At 40.0% G+C, this 19698-nt stretch carries 20 protein-coding genes; 13 read left to right on the forward strand and 7 right to left on the reverse strand.

The features are described 5' to 3' along the window. Positions 1 to 42: 42 nt before the first annotated feature. The 11 genes from AC1M9M_RS09090 (at position 43) to rplS (ending at position 9695) form a co-directional block, all read left to right on the forward strand. On the forward strand, positions 43 to 474 hold the full coding sequence (locus tag AC1M9M_RS09090; RefSeq protein ID WP_481596168.1) for a pilus assembly FimT family protein: 432 nt from the start codon (positions 43 to 45) through the stop codon (positions 472 to 474). Continuing rightward, positions 474 to 992, forward strand: a complete 519-nt coding sequence (gene pilV, locus AC1M9M_RS09095) for a type IV pilus modification protein PilV (RefSeq protein WP_481587374.1) — start codon at positions 474 to 476, stop codon at positions 990 to 992. Before AC1M9M_RS09090 ends, pilV begins: the two co-directional genes overlap by 1 nt. Continuing rightward, the gene (locus AC1M9M_RS09100; RefSeq protein WP_481588610.1) at positions 992 to 2029 is read left to right on the forward strand and encodes a PilW family protein; all 1038 of its coding nucleotides are present in this window, start codon (positions 992 to 994) and stop codon (positions 2027 to 2029) included. The genes pilV and AC1M9M_RS09100 overlap by 1 nt, the downstream gene beginning before the upstream one ends. Then, positions 2026 to 2769, forward strand: coding sequence for a pilus assembly PilX family protein (locus AC1M9M_RS09105; RefSeq protein ID WP_081403224.1), 744 nt, complete (start codon positions 2026 to 2028; stop codon positions 2767 to 2769). The genes AC1M9M_RS09100 and AC1M9M_RS09105 overlap by 4 nt, the downstream gene beginning before the upstream one ends. Before the next feature lie 12 nt (positions 2770 to 2781). Beyond that, complete coding sequence (locus AC1M9M_RS09110; protein ID WP_481596169.1) at positions 2782 to 6453, forward strand: PilC/PilY family type IV pilus protein; 3672 nt, start codon at positions 2782 to 2784, stop codon at positions 6451 to 6453. Positions 6454 to 6462: 9 nt separating this feature from the next. Then, positions 6463 to 6960, forward strand: coding sequence for a type IV pilin protein (locus AC1M9M_RS09115; protein ID WP_180028919.1), 498 nt, complete (start codon positions 6463 to 6465; stop codon positions 6958 to 6960). Continuing rightward, positions 6944 to 7408, forward strand: a complete 465-nt coding sequence (locus AC1M9M_RS09120) for a type IV pilin protein (RefSeq protein WP_481596170.1) — start codon at positions 6944 to 6946, stop codon at positions 7406 to 7408. The genes AC1M9M_RS09115 and AC1M9M_RS09120 overlap by 17 nt, the downstream gene beginning before the upstream one ends. Before the next feature lie 144 nt (positions 7409 to 7552). Then, positions 7553 to 7810 carry a 30S ribosomal protein S16 gene (gene rpsP, locus AC1M9M_RS09125; RefSeq protein WP_035264308.1) on the forward strand — a complete coding sequence of 86 codons (258 nt, stop codon included), beginning with the start codon at positions 7553 to 7555 and terminating at the stop codon, positions 7808 to 7810. Positions 7811 to 7828: 18 nt separating this feature from the next. Further along, positions 7829 to 8377, forward strand: coding sequence for a ribosome maturation factor RimM (gene rimM, locus AC1M9M_RS09130; RefSeq protein ID WP_035264305.1), 549 nt, complete (start codon positions 7829 to 7831; stop codon positions 8375 to 8377). Positions 8378 to 8403: 26 nt separating this feature from the next. Then, the gene (gene trmD / locus AC1M9M_RS09135; RefSeq protein WP_481596171.1) at positions 8404 to 9144 is read left to right on the forward strand and encodes a tRNA (guanosine(37)-N1)-methyltransferase TrmD; all 741 of its coding nucleotides are present in this window, start codon (positions 8404 to 8406) and stop codon (positions 9142 to 9144) included. Between the two features lie 179 nt (positions 9145 to 9323). Next, positions 9324 to 9695 carry a 50S ribosomal protein L19 gene (gene rplS / locus AC1M9M_RS09140; protein ID WP_004787066.1) on the forward strand — a complete coding sequence of 124 codons (372 nt, stop codon included), beginning with the start codon at positions 9324 to 9326 and terminating at the stop codon, positions 9693 to 9695. Between the two features lie 60 nt (positions 9696 to 9755). Here rplS and AC1M9M_RS09145 read toward each other — a convergent pair whose 3' ends face one another. The 7 genes from AC1M9M_RS09145 to AC1M9M_RS09175 form a co-directional block, all read right to left on the reverse strand. Continuing rightward, on the reverse strand, positions 9756 to 10736 hold the full coding sequence (locus AC1M9M_RS09145) for an esterase/lipase family protein (protein WP_481596172.1): 981 nt from the start codon (positions 10734 to 10736) through the stop codon (positions 9756 to 9758). A gap of 142 nt (positions 10737 to 10878) precedes the next feature. After that, on the reverse strand, positions 10879 to 11856 hold the full coding sequence (locus AC1M9M_RS09150; protein ID WP_481590092.1) for a lipase family alpha/beta hydrolase: 978 nt from the start codon (positions 11854 to 11856) through the stop codon (positions 10879 to 10881). A 228-nt stretch (positions 11857 to 12084) separates the two neighbouring features. After that, on the reverse strand, positions 12085 to 13059 hold the full coding sequence (locus tag AC1M9M_RS09155) for an esterase/lipase family protein (protein WP_481592260.1): 975 nt from the start codon (positions 13057 to 13059) through the stop codon (positions 12085 to 12087). A 158-nt stretch (positions 13060 to 13217) separates the two neighbouring features. After that, positions 13218 to 14207, reverse strand: a complete 990-nt coding sequence (locus tag AC1M9M_RS09160) for a lipase family alpha/beta hydrolase (RefSeq protein WP_081403225.1) — start codon at positions 14205 to 14207, stop codon at positions 13218 to 13220. A gap of 221 nt (positions 14208 to 14428) precedes the next feature. Then, entirely contained in the window at positions 14429 to 15412 is a 984-nt protein-coding gene (locus tag AC1M9M_RS09165) for an esterase/lipase family protein (RefSeq protein ID WP_092766675.1), read from the reverse strand. Between the two features lie 282 nt (positions 15413 to 15694). Next, positions 15695 to 16681: a lipase family alpha/beta hydrolase gene (locus AC1M9M_RS09170; RefSeq protein WP_481596173.1), complete on the reverse strand. Its 987-nt coding sequence runs from the start codon at positions 16679 to 16681 to the stop codon at positions 15695 to 15697. 37 nt (positions 16682 to 16718) lie between these two features. After that, the gene (locus tag AC1M9M_RS09175; protein ID WP_481590088.1) at positions 16719 to 17759 is read right to left on the reverse strand and encodes a lipase secretion chaperone; all 1041 of its coding nucleotides are present in this window, start codon (positions 17757 to 17759) and stop codon (positions 16719 to 16721) included. Positions 17760 to 17905: 146 nt separating this feature from the next. Here AC1M9M_RS09175 and truB point away from each other — a divergent pair, with 146 nt between their 5' ends. Both truB and AC1M9M_RS09185 read left to right on the forward strand, forming a co-directional pair. Continuing rightward, positions 17906 to 18811: a tRNA pseudouridine(55) synthase TruB gene (gene truB, locus AC1M9M_RS09180; protein WP_035264283.1), complete on the forward strand. Its 906-nt coding sequence runs from the start codon at positions 17906 to 17908 to the stop codon at positions 18809 to 18811. Between the two features lie 12 nt (positions 18812 to 18823). Beyond that, positions 18824 to 19591, forward strand: coding sequence for a sulfite exporter TauE/SafE family protein (locus tag AC1M9M_RS09185; RefSeq protein WP_092766679.1), 768 nt, complete (start codon positions 18824 to 18826; stop codon positions 19589 to 19591). Positions 19592 to 19698: the final 107 nt, after the last annotated feature.

The raw sequence follows: 19698 nt of genomic DNA on the forward strand, positions 1-19698 counted from the left end.
ATTACTTTTGTAACATTAATAAATAAATACAAAAGTTTGAATATGAAAGACTTACAACGGGGCTTTACCATTATTGAGCTGTTGATTACCACAATTGTGCTATCAATCACAGCAACCATGGCTATTCCATCTTTTAAAAATATTGTTGCGCAATATCGCCTAAATTCAGATGTGCGTGAATTATCAAGCGTGCTGATGATGGCGCGTAATCAAGCAACATTGTTAAGAAAAGATGTGACTGTAGATCTTAAGTCGAATCAATCAGATAGCAGTACAATCTTTCATTGGACACCCAAAGCGCAAAATAAATTGACTTCATCACAAGAAAAAGTCACATTCTGGATGGATGGGGGAATTTCTGACTTTACATCTGACATAAATTTTTCTATTTGTAATAAGGTGTTAGGTGTTTCTAAAACGATAGCAATTACAAGAATGGGAACACAATATTTAAAAGCAGAGGGGACATGCTAATGCGTGCTGCGCAACAGGGGGTAGGAATGATTGAAATTCTAGTTGCCTTATTGGTTTTGGCCATTGGGGTATTGGGGTTTTCATTTTTACAAATGCGCGCAATTGATGCTTCACATGAAGCAATGTCTAAATTACAAGCCATGAATTTAGCGCGTGACTTATCTGAGAAGATACGTGCGAACTCAAATGCTTATACTCAGTATCAAGCCAGAATAAATGCAGAAACACAAACAACTACAGCCAAATCATGTGTGCAAAAAGGAACGACGAATCCATGTGTTCAAGCAGCCGATTTTGCCCATTATGATGCTGCTCAGATAATAAAAAATGCCAATGATCTTGGTATGAGTATCAAAATGCCGAATTGCCAAGTCAGTAATAATTTGCAATCTCGCCGATGCATTTACGTAGCCTGGGGAAAAACAAAACCTATCGATGATGCTTCTGCAAAAGATGCATGTACCCATGGTGGAAGTTATTTACCAAAAGCGCAATGCATCGTTATGGAGCTTTATTGATGCAGCATCTTAGGTATACACAAAAAGGTTTGACGCTAGTCGAGCTTATGATCGCTTTGGTGCTTGGATTATTGATTACCGCTGCTGCGGTACATCTGTTTTTTACAGGGCAGATGGGATTCACGATGCAGAAAGGGATGTCGGAGGTTCAAGATAACGGCAACTTTGGTCTGCGCTTTCTTACTTATGAAATTCGTAAAGCAAATTATGGTCAAGTAAATATCATTAATGATCGTTTGACGCATGGTGGCATTGTTATCACTTCAGCGCAGTCTCCAGTGGTGCCTACATCTGGTGATTTGGCATTTAATGCGACCAATATTCCCGTCAATATTTCACGAAATATTCCAAATACGGAGGTTGTGCCTGTATCGCAATCTGGTATGCCGAGTAATATAGAGTTGGTTTCAGCTGAATCTTCACAACCTGCTCAAGCGGGAATGAGCGACCAATTGGTCATGCAGTTTTATGCTGATACACAAGGTGTGGATTGTGAAGGTAATAATTACGATGCTGGACGATATATTGTTCAACGTTTTTTTCTACGTAAAGATGCAAATGCAAATATTCAAAAAGAACCACACGATGCATTGGTCTTGGCCTGTGAAGCAGGGTGGTACACGCGTAACAGCACTCAAATTTTAAAAAATTTTAATAATAAACAGACTGTCTTTGGAACAACGAATGGTGAAATTTTGATGCATCGTGTTGATCACTTTCACTATCTGTTGGGGATTTCTAATGAGGATAATACGGCACAGCAAAGATATATAAGTATTGAAGATTATAAAAAGCTCAATGTTTATCCACGTCCACGCATCAATTCAATACAGGTCGGTTTATTAGTAAGGTCATCTGAGAATGTAGGTCAAAATCAAGCAATTTCTCCTCATCAAGAATTTGAAGTTCTTGATCAAAAAGTAAAATTAAAAAAAGCACAAAAAACCGTCGCGACTAAATTTATTCGACAAGTCATTACACAAACGATCGCGATTCGAAATGGTATGAGTGTGATGGATTCAGCGGAGGGCTTATGATTCAACATCAACGTGGTGCAACGCTGATTGTGGTACTGATTATGTTAGTTCTGCTCACCATTATTGGTACTTGGGCGATTCGACAAAGTATGGTGAGTTTGAATATCACCACCAACAGCCAAGCGCAACAATTGTTAATGCAATCTTCCGATACTGTTTTTTATCGATTGGGGCATGGCGGCTATGCTGCCTCCAGTGGTAACCCTCTGAGCTTAATTGGTTACTCGATTCAGAATGAAGGTGACGAAGTCGTATTCTGTTTTAGAAACCAATCCAATAGTGCGATGTTTAATGTTTCCAACAGTAGTGTATTGCGTTGGAATGAAGCAATGAGTGATGTCTCAGTCGATGGTGTTTCTGGGTTTTGTTCCTTATCAAACGATGGGGATTATGCCAGTGCTCGTAAGGCGCAATTAACTCAGGTGTCTGTAATCGTAAGCCCTCCATCAGACAGTGATCATGATATCCCACTTTCAAACGCAAACGTTGGAACTGACACTGAAAGTATAGGACAACCTTCTGATACTAAAAAAATAACAGTCTATTCAACATCGCTCTTACCCGCATTGTCTTCGACAGATTTAACGGATGAAATCCATCTTTGTTTGCGCCGACCACATACAGCACCATTGGTGGGTAATGCACAAACCATTTCATCTTGTTTAAAGGATATTGGTGTGCCGTATAACACCCAAATTCAAAGTTACATTTTTGATGCTTATCAGCGCGCTGAATCTTAATGGGGATGTGTTGTGAATAAAAAGATAAAGAATCATTTTACAAAAAAGATGATTGCGCAAAGTATTGCAGTCGTGATGGCATTGGGTGCGATCCCAATGCAAATGAACGCCAGTGATCTACAAATTTATCAAAATCCTGTAGCAAAAAATAATCCGATTATCATGTTGGCGATTGATAACTCGATGAGTATGAGTGCAGTAGATGCAACTTATAAAGGTCAAAGTGTTAGCCGTTTAAATGCCTTAAAAAACTCATTGGTAGATGCCTTAAATGCAAAGGACTTATCAGGAAATTATCGTATTCCAGATAATGTTTATATTGGGGTGTCGGTGTTTACGTCAACGGGTGAAATAGGGACAACAGAAGATTGGTTAAGCTATGGTGAAAATGCTCGTTCATCTAAAATCTTACTAGAAGCAAAACAACTTACACCTGCTCACCGTACGGATTTAATCAATAAAATTAATAGTATTGGAGCCGTAGGTAGTACGCCCACACCACTATTACTCTCAGAAACTTATGCGTATTTACTAGGAAATCGTACCTTTGGGGCTAACCTAAAAGGCATCGATTTACTTCCTTCATCTAAATATTCTAATTATAGCCGTGGTTTATCTGGAGCATCATTTGCGCCAGCGGACATTCGCAAAGCGGATGGTAGTTATAGAGCGCCACTCAACAAGTTGAATAACAGTGATGCCCAATGTAGTACGCAAGGTGTTTTTTTCTTAACAGATGGGGCGCCAGTTGGTTTGAGACCAAAGACGGTACTCCCTGTCATGCAAAATGCGTTGGCAGATGACAGCTTTACTTGTGAAGGCTCGCCCTTAAAAGATGTCTATTACAATTACGGTAATGCCAAAGGTGCCAGTGGTGCCGCGACCTTCAATGGTGAGTTTAAGGAAATGGCGACGCAGCCATATCGTTTTTATGAAGATGATATTGGTAATGCTGTGTCAGCCAATCAAACCACCTGGCAAAACCGTAGTTCATGGGCTTGCGTAGGTAAGATGGTTCAGCGTTTGGCAAATCAAACACAGATGACCAGCGATGCGAATCAGAAGCGTGTTTATACATCTACTGTAGGTTTTGGTCCCTTATTCCAAAAGCATCCACGAGAAACCTGTCGTGATTATGACAATGACGGGCTATACGATCATTGTACTTTTGATAGTAGCTATACAGGTTCTGGAAATGACATTTCCAATAGTATGAATGCTCAAGCATTAAAACAGTTGGGGAATGTGATTGGTAAAGGGGATACCTACGGGACTCGCCAAGAAATTGGGGGGTATACCCAAGCGACTTCTGGTGAAGATATTCAGAATGCATTAAATACCTTCTTGGTTGCGGTCTCTCACGGTAACTTTGAGGCTGCTAGTTTTGGTACTTATGTGGTGCCATTTGACCGTTTATCAACAAGTTCAGCATATCCTTATGTGTTCGCACCGCAGTTTCAACCACAGGTGAGCACAGCAAATTCGGTATTGGCTTCCACACATCAATTATGGTTAGGGAACTTAAAGAAATACAGTATTAACGCTCAAGCTGTGATGATTGATCGTGCGGGGAAAGAGGTACTTGATCGATCAGGTGCAATACGAACCAATACGCAGGATTTTTGGAACAATACTGGAATAGATGATGGTTTGAGTGCAATTCAAGGGGGCGTGTTCTCTCGGATTGCCACACCTTCACCGCTAGCAGGTGTTACTGCTGCAGACAAAATAAAAACGCGTCCGTTATTCACCAATGCGACGATTGCCACAACGGGTGATCAAGCAAAACAATTGGTAGGTTCTGAGAATGGACAACTGACGAAATTAACGACACAGAATGTGCTGGCCGCGACCTATATTGATTCAACCAAGTCGGGGTGGCGACAAAATGTATATCAACCCTATTTACTGTCGGCTTTGGGTTATCGACTTGATAAAAACTACTTAAGTAGCTTACCTGCTGGATACATTTGGAATGATCTAAATAAGGTTAAAGATCTTAAGGTGATGCAGCAAATGGGAGGCGTTGTTCACTCGGAACCATTGTTGGTGACGCTCGAAGCAAAATATAACGCGGGGTCTGGTACTATATTAGCGAATACCCGTAATGCGACTCATCGAAAAGATTACGTGGTATTTGGGACGATGCAAGGATTATTGCATGTTGTGGATCAAGAAACTGGTGAAGAGGCATTTAGTTTCTTACCTCATGAAATGGTTCAAGATCCAAGTCGACGAGACGCGTTACTTGAACAGTCCAATACACTATTGTCATCTGCGCATCCTATTTATGGCATGGATGGATCATGGACTTCAGATGTTCAATATAAGATTGATCAGAACAACAATAAGTTTATTGCTGCGAAAGCCAACATTTATGGTGGTATGCGCATGGGTGGGCGTAGTTATTATGCCTTGGATATGAAAAATCCGAACCAACCTGAATTACTTTTCCATGTTGATCCAAGTTCTGGAACGATAAAGAGTAAATCAACATCAGTGAGCGGCACAAATCAATCAGATGCCTTAAAAGCTATGGGATATAGTTGGTCTAAACCTACCATTGCTAAAATTCGTTTTGACGGCAAAGTTAAAACGGTCATGATTGTGGGTGGTGGCTATGATATGGCTTATGAAACGGATGGTTATCAGCCTCAATCTGCATTAACTGGTCAACGAGCTAATCAAGGGGCGGGCGTCTATATTTTTGATGCTGAAACGGGCGAATTATTGTGGAATGCACGCTATGGCAACCAATCGAATCAAACCAGTGTTGATGTTAAGCATGCTGAGATGAAATATAGTGTGGTCAGTCAAATTAAAGCATTTGACCGCAATACGGATGGTTTGATCGATCACCTATATTTTGGTGATTTAGGTGGGCAAGTGTGGCGCGTCGATCTCAATAATCGTCTTGGAACGAATACAACCGCGTTTGGACGAGTGACACGTCTTGCTGATTTTAGTGCGTATCACCAACGTTTTTATGAAATGCCTGCTTTGACCATCCATGATCTGAATGGTGAGCGATTTGGTGCGGTGAGTATTGCGTCAGGAAATCGCAGCTTTCCTTTAAATACCAGCAATATTTATGACAATCGAGTCTATGTGTTACATGATTATGACTTGGCACAACCGAATTTATTTCAAGCGAATTTTGCTAAAACACAAAACCTTACCGAAGCTCATTTAACTGCATGGTCTAATTTATCAGGTACAACAGTGCCACATCTGATGAACCGTAATAAGCGTGGTTGGTTCTATGTGCTGCAACGAACAACGTCTAAAAACGAAACAGCGAATACTGGTACAGTTAAAGCATTAAATGGTTATATTGCGATCGCAAATAGTCAAAGTCATTCAGATTTATATGTGTCTTTATACAATCCAAATGATGCGTCGTCACAACAACCGAACCAATGTACTGGGGGCATTAAAGGAGCAAGTCGTACCTTAAAGCTTTGCTTGCCGTATGGTGTTTGTGGAGATGCTGGATCAACGTCTAATCTTCAAAATAAAATTGTGGCAGAAATCTCAGACACTAAGTCTGATGGGATTAGTAAGCTAAACAGCGTACCTATTGTCCAGAATGGTAAAAAGAAAACGACTTTGCTGGGCGGTGGTTATACCAACTACATCACAACCAAAGTGCTGAAAGCTTATAACTGGTTTGAGCGTCAGTAGGTGGTTACCATGAATCAAAAAGGTTTTACGCTGATTGAGTTGATGGTTGTTGTAGTGATAATTGCCATATTGATGACAATCGCAGTGCCATCTTACCAAAGTTATTTAAAACGTAATGCTGCTGCACAGGCTCAGCAAGAAGTATCCAAAATTATTGAACAACTTGAACGCTATAAAAGTCGTAGTTTTTCCTATCGAGGTTTTGATGCGAAGTATATTTACGATCAAGATACTTCAATGACGAGTATTTCCCTGCCTGATGCGAAGAAACCAAAATATGTGATTAGTATTGCCGATATCAGTGAAAAAACACCTAAAACCTTATTAAGTTCAGATCAGGGCTTGGGACGGGCATGGGGGATTCGAGCTGTACCAACGCAGACAGGCTATGATGCGTTTTTGGCGACGAGTCAGGGTATTCGTTGTAAAACAGAATATTTGGTGGAAAATGACTTAAAAGAAGTCAATGCATATACAGGATGTGGTGCAAATGCAAAACAATGGTAATTCAGGATTTACTTTAGTAGAGATTATGATTGCAGTGGTCATCATTGGAATTTTAGCCATGATTGCCTATCCGTCCTACCAAGAATATGTTCGTAAAACTAAACGTGTCGAAGTAAAAACCACATTGGCAGATATTGCAGCTCGACTTCAGCACTATCAGGTTGCGAATTACAGTTATATTAAACCGGATGGCAAAGCAGTCACGTTGGCTGAATTGGGATTTCAGACCAATGCGCAAAATCGAGTTGAAGTTCCGTATTATGATCCTGTCTATACGGTTGGTATATCAGATGTAACCAACAACAGTTGGGTGTTGAGTGCAGTGCCTGTGAGTGGAAAATTGATGCAAACAGATGGTCACTTTGTCATAAATGAAGCCAATGAAAAATGTTGGGTGAAAGCAGCTTCTTGTACACCTTCTTCAAGTACAAACTGGGATGGAAAATAAATTTAAATTCAAAAATGTGGATAAATAATTTTTGAGCTTTCAATCGGATCAAAGTTCACGTAAAATACTGCCCTCTATGAAAGGGGTTTGAAATGTATCGATGGTCGGTGCAGGGATAATCCGTAAAAACTATAAGGTTCTATCATGGTTGTTATTCGTCTTGCACGCGGTGGTGCTAAAAAACGTCCGTTCTATCAAATCATCGTGACTGATAGCCGTAATGCACGTGACGGTCGTTTCATCGAACGTATCGGTTTCTTCAACCCTACAGCTCAAGGTAAAGCAGAAAAACTTCGTTTAGATGCTGATCGTTTCGCTCACTGGGTTGCTCAAGGTGCTCAACCTTCTGAACGTGTTGCTTCATTAGCTGCTCAAGCTAAAAAAGCTGCAGCTGCTGTTTAATACGGTAGAAGCTAGCCCATGACACCAACACAGAATGTTCCCGAAGATCGTATTCAGATTGGACAGCTACGTTCAGCTTATGGATTAAATGGGTGGCTCTGGGTCTATTCCAACACAGAACCTATGAGCAACATATTTGACTATCTGCCTTGGTACATCGAGACCAAAGCAGGTTGGCAAATTGTAGATGTGAAACGTTGGAAGCCACATGGTAAAGGCTTAGTTGTTTCGCTGAAAGGTGTGAGTGATCGTACTGCAGCAGACAATTTAGTTGGCGCAAATATCTGGATTTCTAAATCGCAACTGCCTCAACCAGGCGTGGACGAGTATTATTGGTCTGATCTAAAGGGTCTAACAGTGTTAGGTCTGGATGATGAAGAGCAAGAAGTCAATCTTGGTCAAATCCACGAATTGTTTGAAACAGGTGCTAACGATGTGATGGTAGTTCGCGCAACTGCTGACAGTGTCGATGGCGAAGAGCGAATGATTCCATGGCATAAAGATGTGGTGCAACGCGTTGATCTCGAAACTGGTCGTATCTATGTCAATTGGGGCGTAGATTACTAATATTTTCGGAAATACGGGAGTCTGCGATGTTTTTTGCAGTCATTACGCTTTTTCCTGAAATGTTTGAAGCGATTACAAGTTTTGGTATTAGCGGTCGCGCAGCGAAACGCGATTTAATGCAAATTCATTGTATTAATCCTCGTGATTTTGCAACAGGGAACTACAAACGAGTGGATGAGCGTCCATTTGGTGGTGGTCCTGGTATGGTGATGATGGCTGAGCCATTGGCAAAAGCAATTCATCGTGCCAAAGAGCTTGCAACGCAAGCAGGTGCTGTTCATGTACCTGTGGTGTATATGTCGCCACAAGGTAAAACCTTAAATGAACCTTCAGTACAAGATTTCGTGCAATATGACGGATTAATTGTATTGTGTGGTCGTTATGAAGGTGTTGATGAGCGTTTGATCCAAAAATATGTTGATCAGGAATGCTCCATAGGGGATTACGTTTTATCTGGGGGAGAACTGCCTGCGATGGTTTTATTGGACAGTATTATTCGGAGACTTCCGGGTGCAATGTCTGATGAACAATCACACGTTCAAGACTCATTTGTAGATGGTTTACTCGACTGTCCGCAATATACAAAGCCTGATCATTTTGAAGGTTTGGATGTGCCTGAGGTACTAAAATCAGGTCATCATGCAAATATTGAAAAATGGCGTTTTTTGCAGCGCTATCAACGAACGCTTGAACGTCGACCTGAATTGGTTGAAAAAGTTGAGTTGACTAAGCAGCAAAAGAAATGGCTCAAAGATTCGCAAAAATAAATCTTTTAGATTTATTTAAGCAAATATGACCTCAAGCATATTGCTTGAAGTATTAAATAGGCTCTTTATGCATTGAAGCGGTCAAGCATAAAGGGAAAGTCAATCGGGTCTATGCGCCTTAGCCTCTAGCCCCAGTGGATATCAGACCTCTTCTGACCCACACATATTGGAGATACCCCATGAGCGGTAAGCATCCTTTAGTACAAGCTGTAGAAAATGCTCAGCTTAAACAAGACATCCCAGCTTTTGCACCAGGTGACACAGTAGTTGTCCAAGTAAAAGTAAAAGAAGGCGACCGTGAACGTTTACAAGCGTTCGAAGGCGTTGTAATCGCTAAGAAAAACCGTGGTTTGAACTCTGCGTTCACAGTACGTAAAATTTCTAGCGGTGTTGGTGTTGAGCGTGTTTTCCAAACTCATTCACCAATCGTAGCTAAAATCGAAGTTAAACGTCGTGGTGACGTTCGTCGTGCTAAACTTTATTACCTACGTGAACTTTCTGGTAAAGCTGCACGTATTCGTGAAAAGTTACCAGCTCGTAAACAAGGTTAATTTTAGCCTTGCTTCGAAGCAAAAAAATGCGCCTTTTGGCGCATTTTTTATGATCAAAACTTACAAACCTTGAATCTTCAAACGATTGGCATGTTGTCTAAAGATTGATACTGGATCAGGAGCAAAGAAGCCTTTAAGCCCAAGTATTTGATTGACTTCATCAAAATGATTTAAGTTGTAATTATCACGAATTACTTTGCCGTATTTAGCACTACAAATAGGCACGAGACCATCGTGATTGCGTTCATTAGGCATAATCGCTGTCCCTAAGACAGCAATTGCGGTATCTGAAATATCGAGAACATTGGTCACCTTTGAAGAACCAATCCAAGAATAATGATATACGCCGTTAGCCGTTTGTGATGAACCGTTAGAATTACAGTCTTTCGGGATCGCAGCAGAAGGGAACTTTTGATTAAATTCTAAAGAACCTTTTACAGAAAGATCATACATGGATTGTTCGTAATTAACGCTAAGACTTGGATTACCTTCCATAATTGAAATTGCAGGTGCCAAAATATCACCAATAACTAATTTTGCTACACTATTAAGCACTTTACTATTTACGAAAGTATCTCCTAGGGGAGAGCCCTTAATACTGCCTGCAACAGCAGTTAGAGAAGCAACTTTCTTAGGAGCAATGGCTTCAACGTAACGTACAGTAGGTCCTCCATGACTATGGCCGATCAAATTGACCTTGTCTTTACCCGTAATAGCTAAAGCTGTTTCTACTTGTTGTAACAGCTGCTCACCACGAACCACAGTTGATTCGACAGGAGACATTTGAGCGACAAAAACACGTGCACCATTTCGTGCGAGGTCAGGGGTAATTTGATAGAACTGATCTAAACCGAAATGTTCTGTACCAATGCGGCTAAAACCTAATGCAAAGCCATGGGCCATAACAATAGGGTACTTAGTTTGCGCATAATTGGTATTTACGTATTTAGCTTCGACATCGATCAGGCCGGAAGCATATGTAAGTTGAGATAATCCTACCAGACTTAGCAGAAGTGCTGGGATCATTTTTTTTGTTTTCATTTTTTCTTCCTTAAAAAGACAATATTTATTGTCAAAAAATATTGTAAAGAAAAACTAAACAAAAATAAGATAAATCCGACTAAATGTTAATCATTATTAAACTGAAAGAAAGGGTGAAAAGCTCACCCTTTGTGTTTAGGTTTTATAGCCCTTGGAGTTTAAGTCGATTTGCATGCTGACGATAAACATCTACAGCGCTTGGTGCAAAAATGCTTTTTAAACCGAGTAGATGGTTAATTTCATCTAAATGATTCCATTTATAATTATCACGAATGACCTTGCCAAATCGAGCGGAGCAACGCCCTACAATTCCATCTCCATCTTTTTCAGCCAAAAGAGAAGAAGCTAACATGCCATAATCAGATGGATCTAAAGCGGTATTAAATGGAGAGTTACCCATAAATGAATAATAATGAGTATTGTTGACACGATAAGCCCCTTCACCACATTGGGTTGTAGGTACACCATTTGGAAAATTCTGACTAAATTTGAGAGATTCTTTCGTTCCTAAACTTTGTAGGGCTGCTTTAGCATCATAAGGAAAGACTTTTGGATCAAGACCAGATGCGAATGTAATCACTGGCGATACCAGATTGTCAAAAATCGCGCGAGCAGGTGCTTCTAAAATATTACCTACCAGAACACCTTCTAGTATATCAGCCATTCTTGCTCCTTGATTTCCAGAAGCAATTGTCGTAACAGATGCGACATGATCAGGTATAACACCTGCAATATATCGAACAGTCTGACCACCATGACTATGTCCGATTAAATTCACTTTTTGCTTACCGGTAATGGCAAGTATCTCTTCAACTTGACTCAGTGCTTGTTCGCCTCGCACTTCACTTGAGTTCATCGTTGAAACACGTGTTTGCCAGATGTTTGCACCATTTCGAGCAAGATCAGGAGTGATCTGATAAAAGTAGTCAACACCGACCATACTACCAAAGCCAAATAAGCCATGGGCAAGCACAATAGGGTATTGGGTTTGTGCATAATTTGATTTAGGTGTTTTGACGGTATGGTTAACGGCTAAATCTTTAATTTGCGTTGAGGCTTGTGCAACAGGAAGAAAACATGAACCTATGCATAGGCTCATGACTATTTTTTTTAGTTTCATTTTCGATACTCATTCAGTGATTCGTTTATTTTTATGATTCAGGCGATATCCATCGCCATAATTTAAGATACTAAAATTGTGACTTAAGTCTACAAAAAAGAGATAAAGTGCAAATTTATTGATATAAATTGGATGGGTGACTCATTTATAGGATAGATATGTCATGCTAATGAGGGCTATTTAAACAGTCTGGACCCATCTAGAGATGAGTGCAGACAAAAAAATATATTAGAGACCTTGTTGTTTAAGGCGATTTGCATGTTGACGATACATCGAGACTGGATCTGGCGCAAAGACACTTTTTAAACCAAGCACTTGATTGACTTCATCTAGATGATTCCAATTGAGATCATCACGGATGGTTTTACCGAATTTCGCACTACAGCGTGAAACTAGTCCATCATTCTCTTGACCACCGTCAATTAATAGACTGGTAATTTTTAAAGCTGAGTCTAGATCAAGTGGGTTTGTGGCCGTTCCGATACCCGTAAAGGAATAGTTATATATTCCTTGTTCACGATATAAACCTTCAGAGCATGAGTTTTGAGGAACGCCTATAGGATATTTTTGATTAAATATTGCTGATCCTGCTAAGCTCAAACTATTGGCTCCCGCAAGTGAGTCATGAGGGAAGGATGCTGGATCAAGTCCCTGTGCCCAAATAATAGCTTTAGACAGTAGATTGACTACAGCCACAATAGGTGTTTCAAGGATTGGTGCTGTATCACGAATTTTTAATATAAAATCAGACACTGGTGAGCCTTGATGTGGCGCCCCAATCGCTGTCATTGATGCGACTAATTCAGGTCTTACACCTGCGACATATCGAATTGTGGGCCCGCCGTGAGAGTGACCGATTAGATTGACCTTAGGCGATCCAGTGAGTGCAATGACTTCTTCAACTTGATGTAAAAGTTGCTCACCCCGAATTTCTGATGAGTTAAATGGCGATACACGGGAAGCCCATACATTTGCACCGTTACGGGCGAGATCAGGTAAAATTTGATACCAATAATCTACACCGAGTGGATCAGTGCCAATACGGATAAAACCAGACATTCCGTGACTAAATACGATTGGATACTGGGTTTTTGCATAAGTAGTTTGAAATTTTGAAGTCACTTGTTCAGGTGCTGTAGCAGCGTAACTCGTGCCAATTAAACATGCGAAAGAGAGGCATGTCCCCAAAATAAATTTTCTCATCTCTATTCCTTAGATGGATTGAAATACTCGACAATTTCCGTTGTCACAATAAGAGTATAGCGAAGCAAAAGGAAAGAAAAGTGGATTTAAACTTTAGGGAACAATTTTTAAGATAAGCCTCCATAATTTCGTGATGAGCGTATGGAGGCTTGAGAAGATTATAGTCCTTGAAGTTTCAAACGATTTGCGTGTTGTCGATAAACCGATACTGGATCTGCTGCAAAAATGCTAGTCATCCCCATCATTTGATTGACCTCATCTAAATGATTCCAACGGTAATCATCCCGAATCGTTTGTCCGAAGCGAGCACTGCAAACTGGGACTAAACCATCATTTGCACCTTCCTTAGATACAATGAAAGATGCCGCTTGCATTGCATAATCCGATGGATCAAGGGCATTGGTAAACGGTGTATTACCAGTAAATGAATACATACGCATGCCATTGACTTGATATGCACCCTCACCACATTTTGTGGTTGGTACACCCGCAGGGAAACGTTCTGTAAATGCTAATGAGCCTGCTGTAGATAAACTTTTAGCCGAGGCAAGCGAATCATGTGGCAGGCTTTTCGCATTTAATCCTTGTGCCCAAACAATTGCTCCCGAGACAAAATTCATCGCTGTCGCAAGCACAGTATCAAGTCCTGTTCCTTCTGAACGCAAGATAAAGTCTGCCATAGGTGATCCTTTATTCACACCAGCGACAGTGGTCATGGATGCCACATGTTCAGGAATTGTTCCACCAATATAACGTATTGATGGTCCACCTTGACTATGCCCAATTAAGTTCACTTTTTGTGCGCCAGTAATGGCTAAAATATCTTCAACTTGTTGAAGCAGTTGCTCTCCACGAATTTCGTTGGAGTTGAATGGAGATACTCGTGTAGGCCAGACATTAGCACCATTACGCGCTAGATCTGGCAGGATTTGGTGCCAATAATCTAAACCAAAGCTCTCTGTACCAAGACGGACAAATCCTGTTAGTCCGTGTGCAAATACGATTGGGTATTTAGTTTTTGCGTAGGTATTGTATTTGCCAAGTGTCGAGGTTACAGGTTTCACTTCTAATGCAGAAGCATTAGATAATTGAGTCGTTAAGCAAGCTGCAGACGTAAGTAGGCACGCCATAATTTTGTTGTATTTCATCATCATCCTCAACTTTTTATTATCAAACCCTAATCCTAGAGTTAAATTGATTATAGTGATGTAAATCACATTTTAAATATCGAATAGATGAATGGTAAATTTTTAAGGTTAAAAAAGAGAGGTAGATTTGATCAATGAACTATCTTGATGAAGATTTGAATCTGCTTTCAAATCCAGCCTAATGAATTTGAAAGCAATTACTCAATTAAAGAGCTAGAGATTTAAAGTCCTTGTAATTTAAGGCGGTTGGCGTGCTGTCTATAAACTGCAACTGGGTCAGGAGCAAAAAATCCTTTAATTCCGAACAGCAAGTTCACCTCATCTAAATGATTCCACGGAAAGTCATCACGAATAGTTTTACCAAAATGGGCACTACAAACTGGAACGATGCCATCATTTTTTCCTGCTTTATGAACCGACAAACGGTCAAGTAGAACCATGACAGGGTCACCTAGATCCAAGGCATTCGTAAAAGGCTTGTTTCCTGTCATTGAATATAAATGAATTCCTTTTTCTTGATAAGCACCTTCGCCACAGTGGGTTAATGGTAAACCGAGAGGGAATTTTTGATTAAACAAGGCAGTTCCTTCAACAGATGTACTCACACCAGCGGCCATCGCATCATGTGGAAACGTATCAGCAGGAAGACCTTGCGCCCACATAATGACTTTACCAAAAGTGCTGATGAGAACATTCAGTAGCTCTGATGTTCCTGTTTTATCTGCGATTTTTAATACATCTGACGCGATGATTGTACCTTTGTTGGCACCGGCTACAGTCATCACCGATGCAACATGTTCAGGCATTACACCTGCGGCATAACGAACAGAGTTTGCACCATGACTATGACCAATCAGATTGAGTTTGTCAGCACCAGTAATCGCCATGACTTCTTCAAGTTGTTGAACATATTGTTCACCTCGGACTTCAGAAGAATTGAAAGGAGACATTCTAGCCGCCCATGTGTTTGCACCGTTTCTCGCTAGATCAGGTAAAATTTGATACCAGTAATCCATGCCTAGACTTTCAGTGCCCAAACGTATAAATCCAACCATCCCATGAGCGAATACAATAGGATATTTCGTTTTGGCATAGTCAGATTTGACACTTGAGACTTTGATCTGTTGAGCTTGAGTAGCATAAGTTGTCGTAGATGTTAGACATAGCGCTGTCACCAGCGAGCCTAGAATGTGTTTTATTTTCATTATTATTCCTAGTTTTTAGTGAATCTATGATGTTCTTCCAGATGAACATACAGAAGACCTTAAAAGATGTTATTGAATGCAACAAGATACAAAAAATGCCAATTTAGCTTGCCGAATTAACATATAAAAAGCAAAAAAGAATCAAAAGTTGAAATAATTAAAGGATTTAATCATTAGCAAATGTGTTCAAAAAGCATTATTTAAATTTTGTCGAGAGTCGCTGATGGTCGGAAAAGCTATTCTGATGAATAGCTTTCCATTTAACTGCGCTATTTTGTGCGTCTAGAGTCCTGTCAGTTTCAAACGATTGGCATGCTGGCGATAAAGTGAAATAGGATCTGGGGCAAATAAACCTTTGAGACCGAACATCATATTAGCTAAATCGGTATGATTTAGTTTGTAATCATCACGAATCACACGTCCAATATGCGTGCTACAGCGCCCAACCATGCCATCATTATCTTTATTGCCATACGCTAAAGGCCCTAGCTGCATTAAAATGGTATCGATATCTAAGAGGTTGGTGGTTTGTGCAACACCAGTCCAAGAATAATAAAAGATTCCGTTGTCTATTGGGCTGCCTAAACGAGTACAACTTGACGCGAGAGCTTTTGTTGGAAAACGTTCATTAAATGCAGCAGAGCCTGTTTCAGTTAATGATTTCATCGAAGCATCAAAGCTGATCGGCATATCAGGACGACCTTGTGCATAAGCAATTAATGGGGGAATGATGTAATCCCCTAAAATATTAAATATTGTTCGAGTTGCTTCATTATTTTGAATTTTATCTGCGACCATAGAACCTCTGAAAGTCCCTCCTACACCAGTAACAGAAGCAACATAGTCGGGTTTTACTGCTGCAACATAACGCACAGTCGGTCCGCCGTGCGAATGACCAATCAGATTGACCTTTTTCTGCCCAGTGATCGCAATTACTTCTTCAACCTGAGAAATTAATTGTTCTCCCCGAAATTCAGTCGTATGAGCAGGTGAGAGTTGTGCTGCAAAAACGCGTGCACCATTGCGCGATAGATCAGGTAAGATTTGATACCAATAGTCAATATTGAATGTTTCATTGCCTATGCGAGACCAGCCTAACCAACCGTGTGTCATCACAATAGGATATTTGGTTTTTGCGTAACTACCGATCTTTGTCTCATTTACTTCGAGTAATCCCGGACCTGCGTGGGCAGTAAATGAGCTTGATAAGCATAGCGTTGTGACGAATGCTAACGTCGTAGGTATCAATTTAAGTTTTAAGTTTTTCATCGCTCTTCCCTGTGAATGAATGTGTTCCTTGAAAAGATTAATCGGCAAAAGGAAGTTGACCGCCTTGATCATGAACTTGCTCGAATGTTTCTACCCGAAGTTGCTCTTGTGAATTATTAAAATGTTGAGAACGGAGGCGTTGTACAGCTTCCTGCTTTGCACTAGGGCTCATATTACTTTTGACAATGCTGTCACGCTCAGACAAATATTGATTGACTTTGCTTTTCCAATTTGAGCGCTGTCCATCAAGATTTTCTAGACGTTGTGTTGCTTCAGGACCGACTAAACTGAGACGCATTTGACGAATTTCTTCTGCACTACCACCACGAGCTTTAATTTCTGCAGTTAATTGACGAAGATCTTCGAGTTGAGAAAGTTGTTTTAAATTTTCTTTCCAATCTTCAGGTAGATCATTGAAAAGTTCTTTTAATTTATCGGCTTTTTGTTTTTCCGATAAATTTTTATCTTCCATGACACTCATGCGAGCCAAGGTATAATCATGATATTCATCTTCGATACCAAATAAACCTTCAATTTCATAGTCTGAAAAAAATTGTTTACGCAATGATTTCATCTGATTAAAAATAGCTTTGTAATACTGCGCACTTTCTTTGTCATGGTTTGGTGGTGTTAGGTCACCCATTTTTTCACGATATTGAACATAGCGTGACCATAAATCTGTCAGTTGACCTAGTAATGGTTCTTGATAGGTGCTTTGAGCAAATTTAATAAAATCAGCCTTGATTTGCGGAATCTCTTTTTCGCCGTATTGGGTAATAAAAAACTCAAAACAGTTCTTAGTATTTTCATTCACAATCAAACGGTTGGCGTTATCGGTTTGGATTTGACAATTGATTTGAATATCTTGCTGACTTTTACTTGCAAAGCTAGAACCATTCACGGTTGTACTTTGTTGTAGCGCCATATTTTCTGATTGAATTTCGGCATCTTGTGCTGCTCGTTGTGAGTTTTCAGCAGATTCAGCTGAGTCAGGTTTCAACCATTGAAAGAGAAGGAATAAAACGATCAGACACGCCACAATCAGCAGTGTAATTTTCAATTTAGCTTTTGAATTCATTTCACATCCTATGAAATCATTTAGTTATTATTAATGGTGTAGAATAATTTGCCACAAATGTCACATTTTATGCATAAAAATTTAATCAATATTCGATAAATGGATTTGATAAAATAGCAGTATTTTACTGATCTGAATATTATCTAATGTCTGCTAAATCTCCAAAAATTACTCGACGTCATATAAGTGGTGTATTTCTACTCAACAAACCTTTGGGGATTAGCTCAAATGCAGCATTGCAAAAAGTGCGTTGGCTCTATCGTGCTGAAAAAGGTGGTCATACTGGCGCTTTAGATCCATTAGCATCAGGCTTACTCCCGATTTGCTTAGGTGAAGCGACCAAGTTTTCACACTTTTTACTGGAATCTACTAAACGTTATCAAACGACGATTCAATTGGGAAATAGTACAACTACAGGTGATGTCGAGGGTGAAGTTTTGCTCGAAGCACAACCGATTGAACTTAACGAAGATAAAATTCAAAGCGTGATTCAGCAATTCGTTGGAGACATTCAACAAGTTCCTCCAATGTATTCTGCTTTAAAGAAAGAAGGTCGTCCTTTGTATGAGCTGGCGCGTAAAGGAATTGAAATCGAACGTGAGGCTCGTCCAATTCATATTTTCGCGATTGAACTGATGTCTTTCACTCAAGATTCAATTACTTTGGATGTGACATGCTCAAAAGGAACGTATATCCGAGTATTGGGAGAGGATATTGCTCAAGCTTTAGGAAGTTATGGGCACTTAACATATTTACATCGTATTCAAACTGGACATTTTGGTATTGTGCCAGAGTACACCATTGAATACTTAGAAAGTCTAACTGAACAACAACGTGAAGCATTGTTGTTACCTGCTTATGCGCCTGTGGATCATTTTCCAAAAGTTCAAGTACCAGAAGGTCGTGCAGAATATTTTTGTCGTGGGATGGAAAGCAATATTGATCATCCTGCCGAATCTCAAGTCCTCGTTTTTGACGAAAAAAAGTGTTTAGGTTTAGCTGAAATTACTGATAAAAAACGTCTAGTTCCTAAACGTGTATTAAATTTATAAGCGAACTCAATTATGGAATTAGACATCATCCTCAGCCTGATTTTTTTTGCATTTTGCGCAGGCGCAATTGATGCAGCAGTCGGTGGTGGTGGTCTCATTCAGATTCCAGCATTGATGAGTGCTTTTCCTCATATGGCGCCAGCAACATTATTTGGCACCAATAAGCTAGCTGCGGTTGTTGGAACAGCAACATCTGCGTGGACTTTCGCTAAAAAAGTTAAGTTTGAATGGAAGTTATTACTGGTGGTGGCGATATGTGCTGCCATCAGTTCTTTTGCGGGAGCTGCCAGTGTTTCCATGATTCCGAAATCAATCTTGCAGCCCTTTGTCTTGGTGATGCTGATTGTGATGGCAATTTACACATTGTCAAAGAAGGAGTTTGGACAGGTTCATATTGCACAAACGGTAAACACTAAAATTCTGATCTTGGCTGGAATAGGAAGTTTGGCGATTGGGTTTTATGACGGATTATTCGGTCCGGGAACGGGAAGTTTTTTTATTTTTTATTTTATTCGATATTTACAAGTCGATTTTTTGCATGCAGCAGCTTTGGCCAAGATTGGTAATGTGATGACCAATTTAGCCGCTCTTACATTCTTTATTCCTGCAGGCCACATTTTATTTGCAGTAGGTGCCATGATGGCTGTCGCTAATATGATCGGCTCGATTGTCGGGGTGAAGTTGGCGCTTAAATACGGTAGCGGTTTTATTCGTATTCTGTTTTTAATTCTAGTATCTATTTTAATTGTTCGATTAAGTTATCAGATGTTCTTAATGTAAACCATTCTCAACATTAAACTTTTTTATACAAATCGCTTCTTAAACCTATCTCGAAGTTATCGCCTAAGCTCTTATAGTAAGTTGAGTGTTTTGAAGATCATTCAAGT

The sequence above is a fragment of the Acinetobacter sp. ANC_7503 genome, assembly GCF_056780035.1.

Excerpts from the sequence above, each read along its gene's own strand:
- AC1M9M_RS09090 (WP_481596168.1), top strand. The coding sequence starts at position 43 with ATGAAAGACTTACAACGGGGCTTTACCATTATTGAGCTGTTGATTACC.
- pilV (WP_481587374.1), top strand. The coding sequence starts at position 474 with ATGCGTGCTGCGCAACAGGGGGTAGGAATGATTGAAATTCTAGTTGCC.
- AC1M9M_RS09100 (WP_481588610.1), top strand. The coding sequence starts at position 992 with ATGCAGCATCTTAGGTATACACAAAAAGGTTTGACGCTAGTCGAGCTT.
- AC1M9M_RS09105 (WP_081403224.1), top strand. The coding sequence starts at position 2,026 with ATGATTCAACATCAACGTGGTGCAACGCTGATTGTGGTACTGATTATG.
- AC1M9M_RS09115 (WP_180028919.1), top strand. The coding sequence starts at position 6,463 with ATGAATCAAAAAGGTTTTACGCTGATTGAGTTGATGGTTGTTGTAGTG.
- AC1M9M_RS09120 (WP_481596170.1), top strand. The coding sequence starts at position 6,944 with ATGCAAAACAATGGTAATTCAGGATTTACTTTAGTAGAGATTATGATT.
- rpsP (WP_035264308.1), top strand. The coding sequence starts at position 7,553 with ATGGTTGTTATTCGTCTTGCACGCGGTGGTGCTAAAAAACGTCCGTTC.
- rimM (WP_035264305.1), top strand. The coding sequence starts at position 7,829 with ATGACACCAACACAGAATGTTCCCGAAGATCGTATTCAGATTGGACAG.
- trmD (WP_481596171.1), top strand. The coding sequence starts at position 8,404 with ATGTTTTTTGCAGTCATTACGCTTTTTCCTGAAATGTTTGAAGCGATT.
- rplS (WP_004787066.1), top strand. The coding sequence starts at position 9,324 with ATGAGCGGTAAGCATCCTTTAGTACAAGCTGTAGAAAATGCTCAGCTT.
- AC1M9M_RS09145 (WP_481596172.1), bottom strand. The coding sequence starts at position 10,736 with ATGAAAACAAAAAAAATGATCCCAGCACTTCTGCTAAGTCTGGTAGGA.
- AC1M9M_RS09150 (WP_481590092.1), bottom strand. The coding sequence starts at position 11,856 with ATGAAACTAAAAAAAATAGTCATGAGCCTATGCATAGGTTCATGTTTT.
- AC1M9M_RS09155 (WP_481592260.1), bottom strand. The coding sequence starts at position 13,059 with ATGAGAAAATTTATTTTGGGGACATGCCTCTCTTTCGCATGTTTAATT.
- AC1M9M_RS09160 (WP_081403225.1), bottom strand. The coding sequence starts at position 14,207 with ATGAAATACAACAAAATTATGGCGTGCCTACTTACGTCTGCAGCTTGC.
- AC1M9M_RS09165 (WP_092766675.1), bottom strand. The coding sequence starts at position 15,412 with ATGAAAATAAAACACATTCTAGGCTCGCTGGTGACAGCGCTATGTCTA.
- AC1M9M_RS09170 (WP_481596173.1), bottom strand. The coding sequence starts at position 16,681 with ATGAAAAACTTAAAACTTAAATTGATACCTACGACGTTAGCATTCGTC.
- AC1M9M_RS09175 (WP_481590088.1), bottom strand. The coding sequence starts at position 17,759 with ATGAATTCAAAAGCTAAATTGAAAATTACACTGCTGATTGTGGCGTGT.
- truB (WP_035264283.1), top strand. The coding sequence starts at position 17,906 with ATGTCTGCTAAATCTCCAAAAATTACTCGACGTCATATAAGTGGTGTA.
- AC1M9M_RS09185 (WP_092766679.1), top strand. The coding sequence starts at position 18,824 with ATGGAATTAGACATCATCCTCAGCCTGATTTTTTTTGCATTTTGCGCA.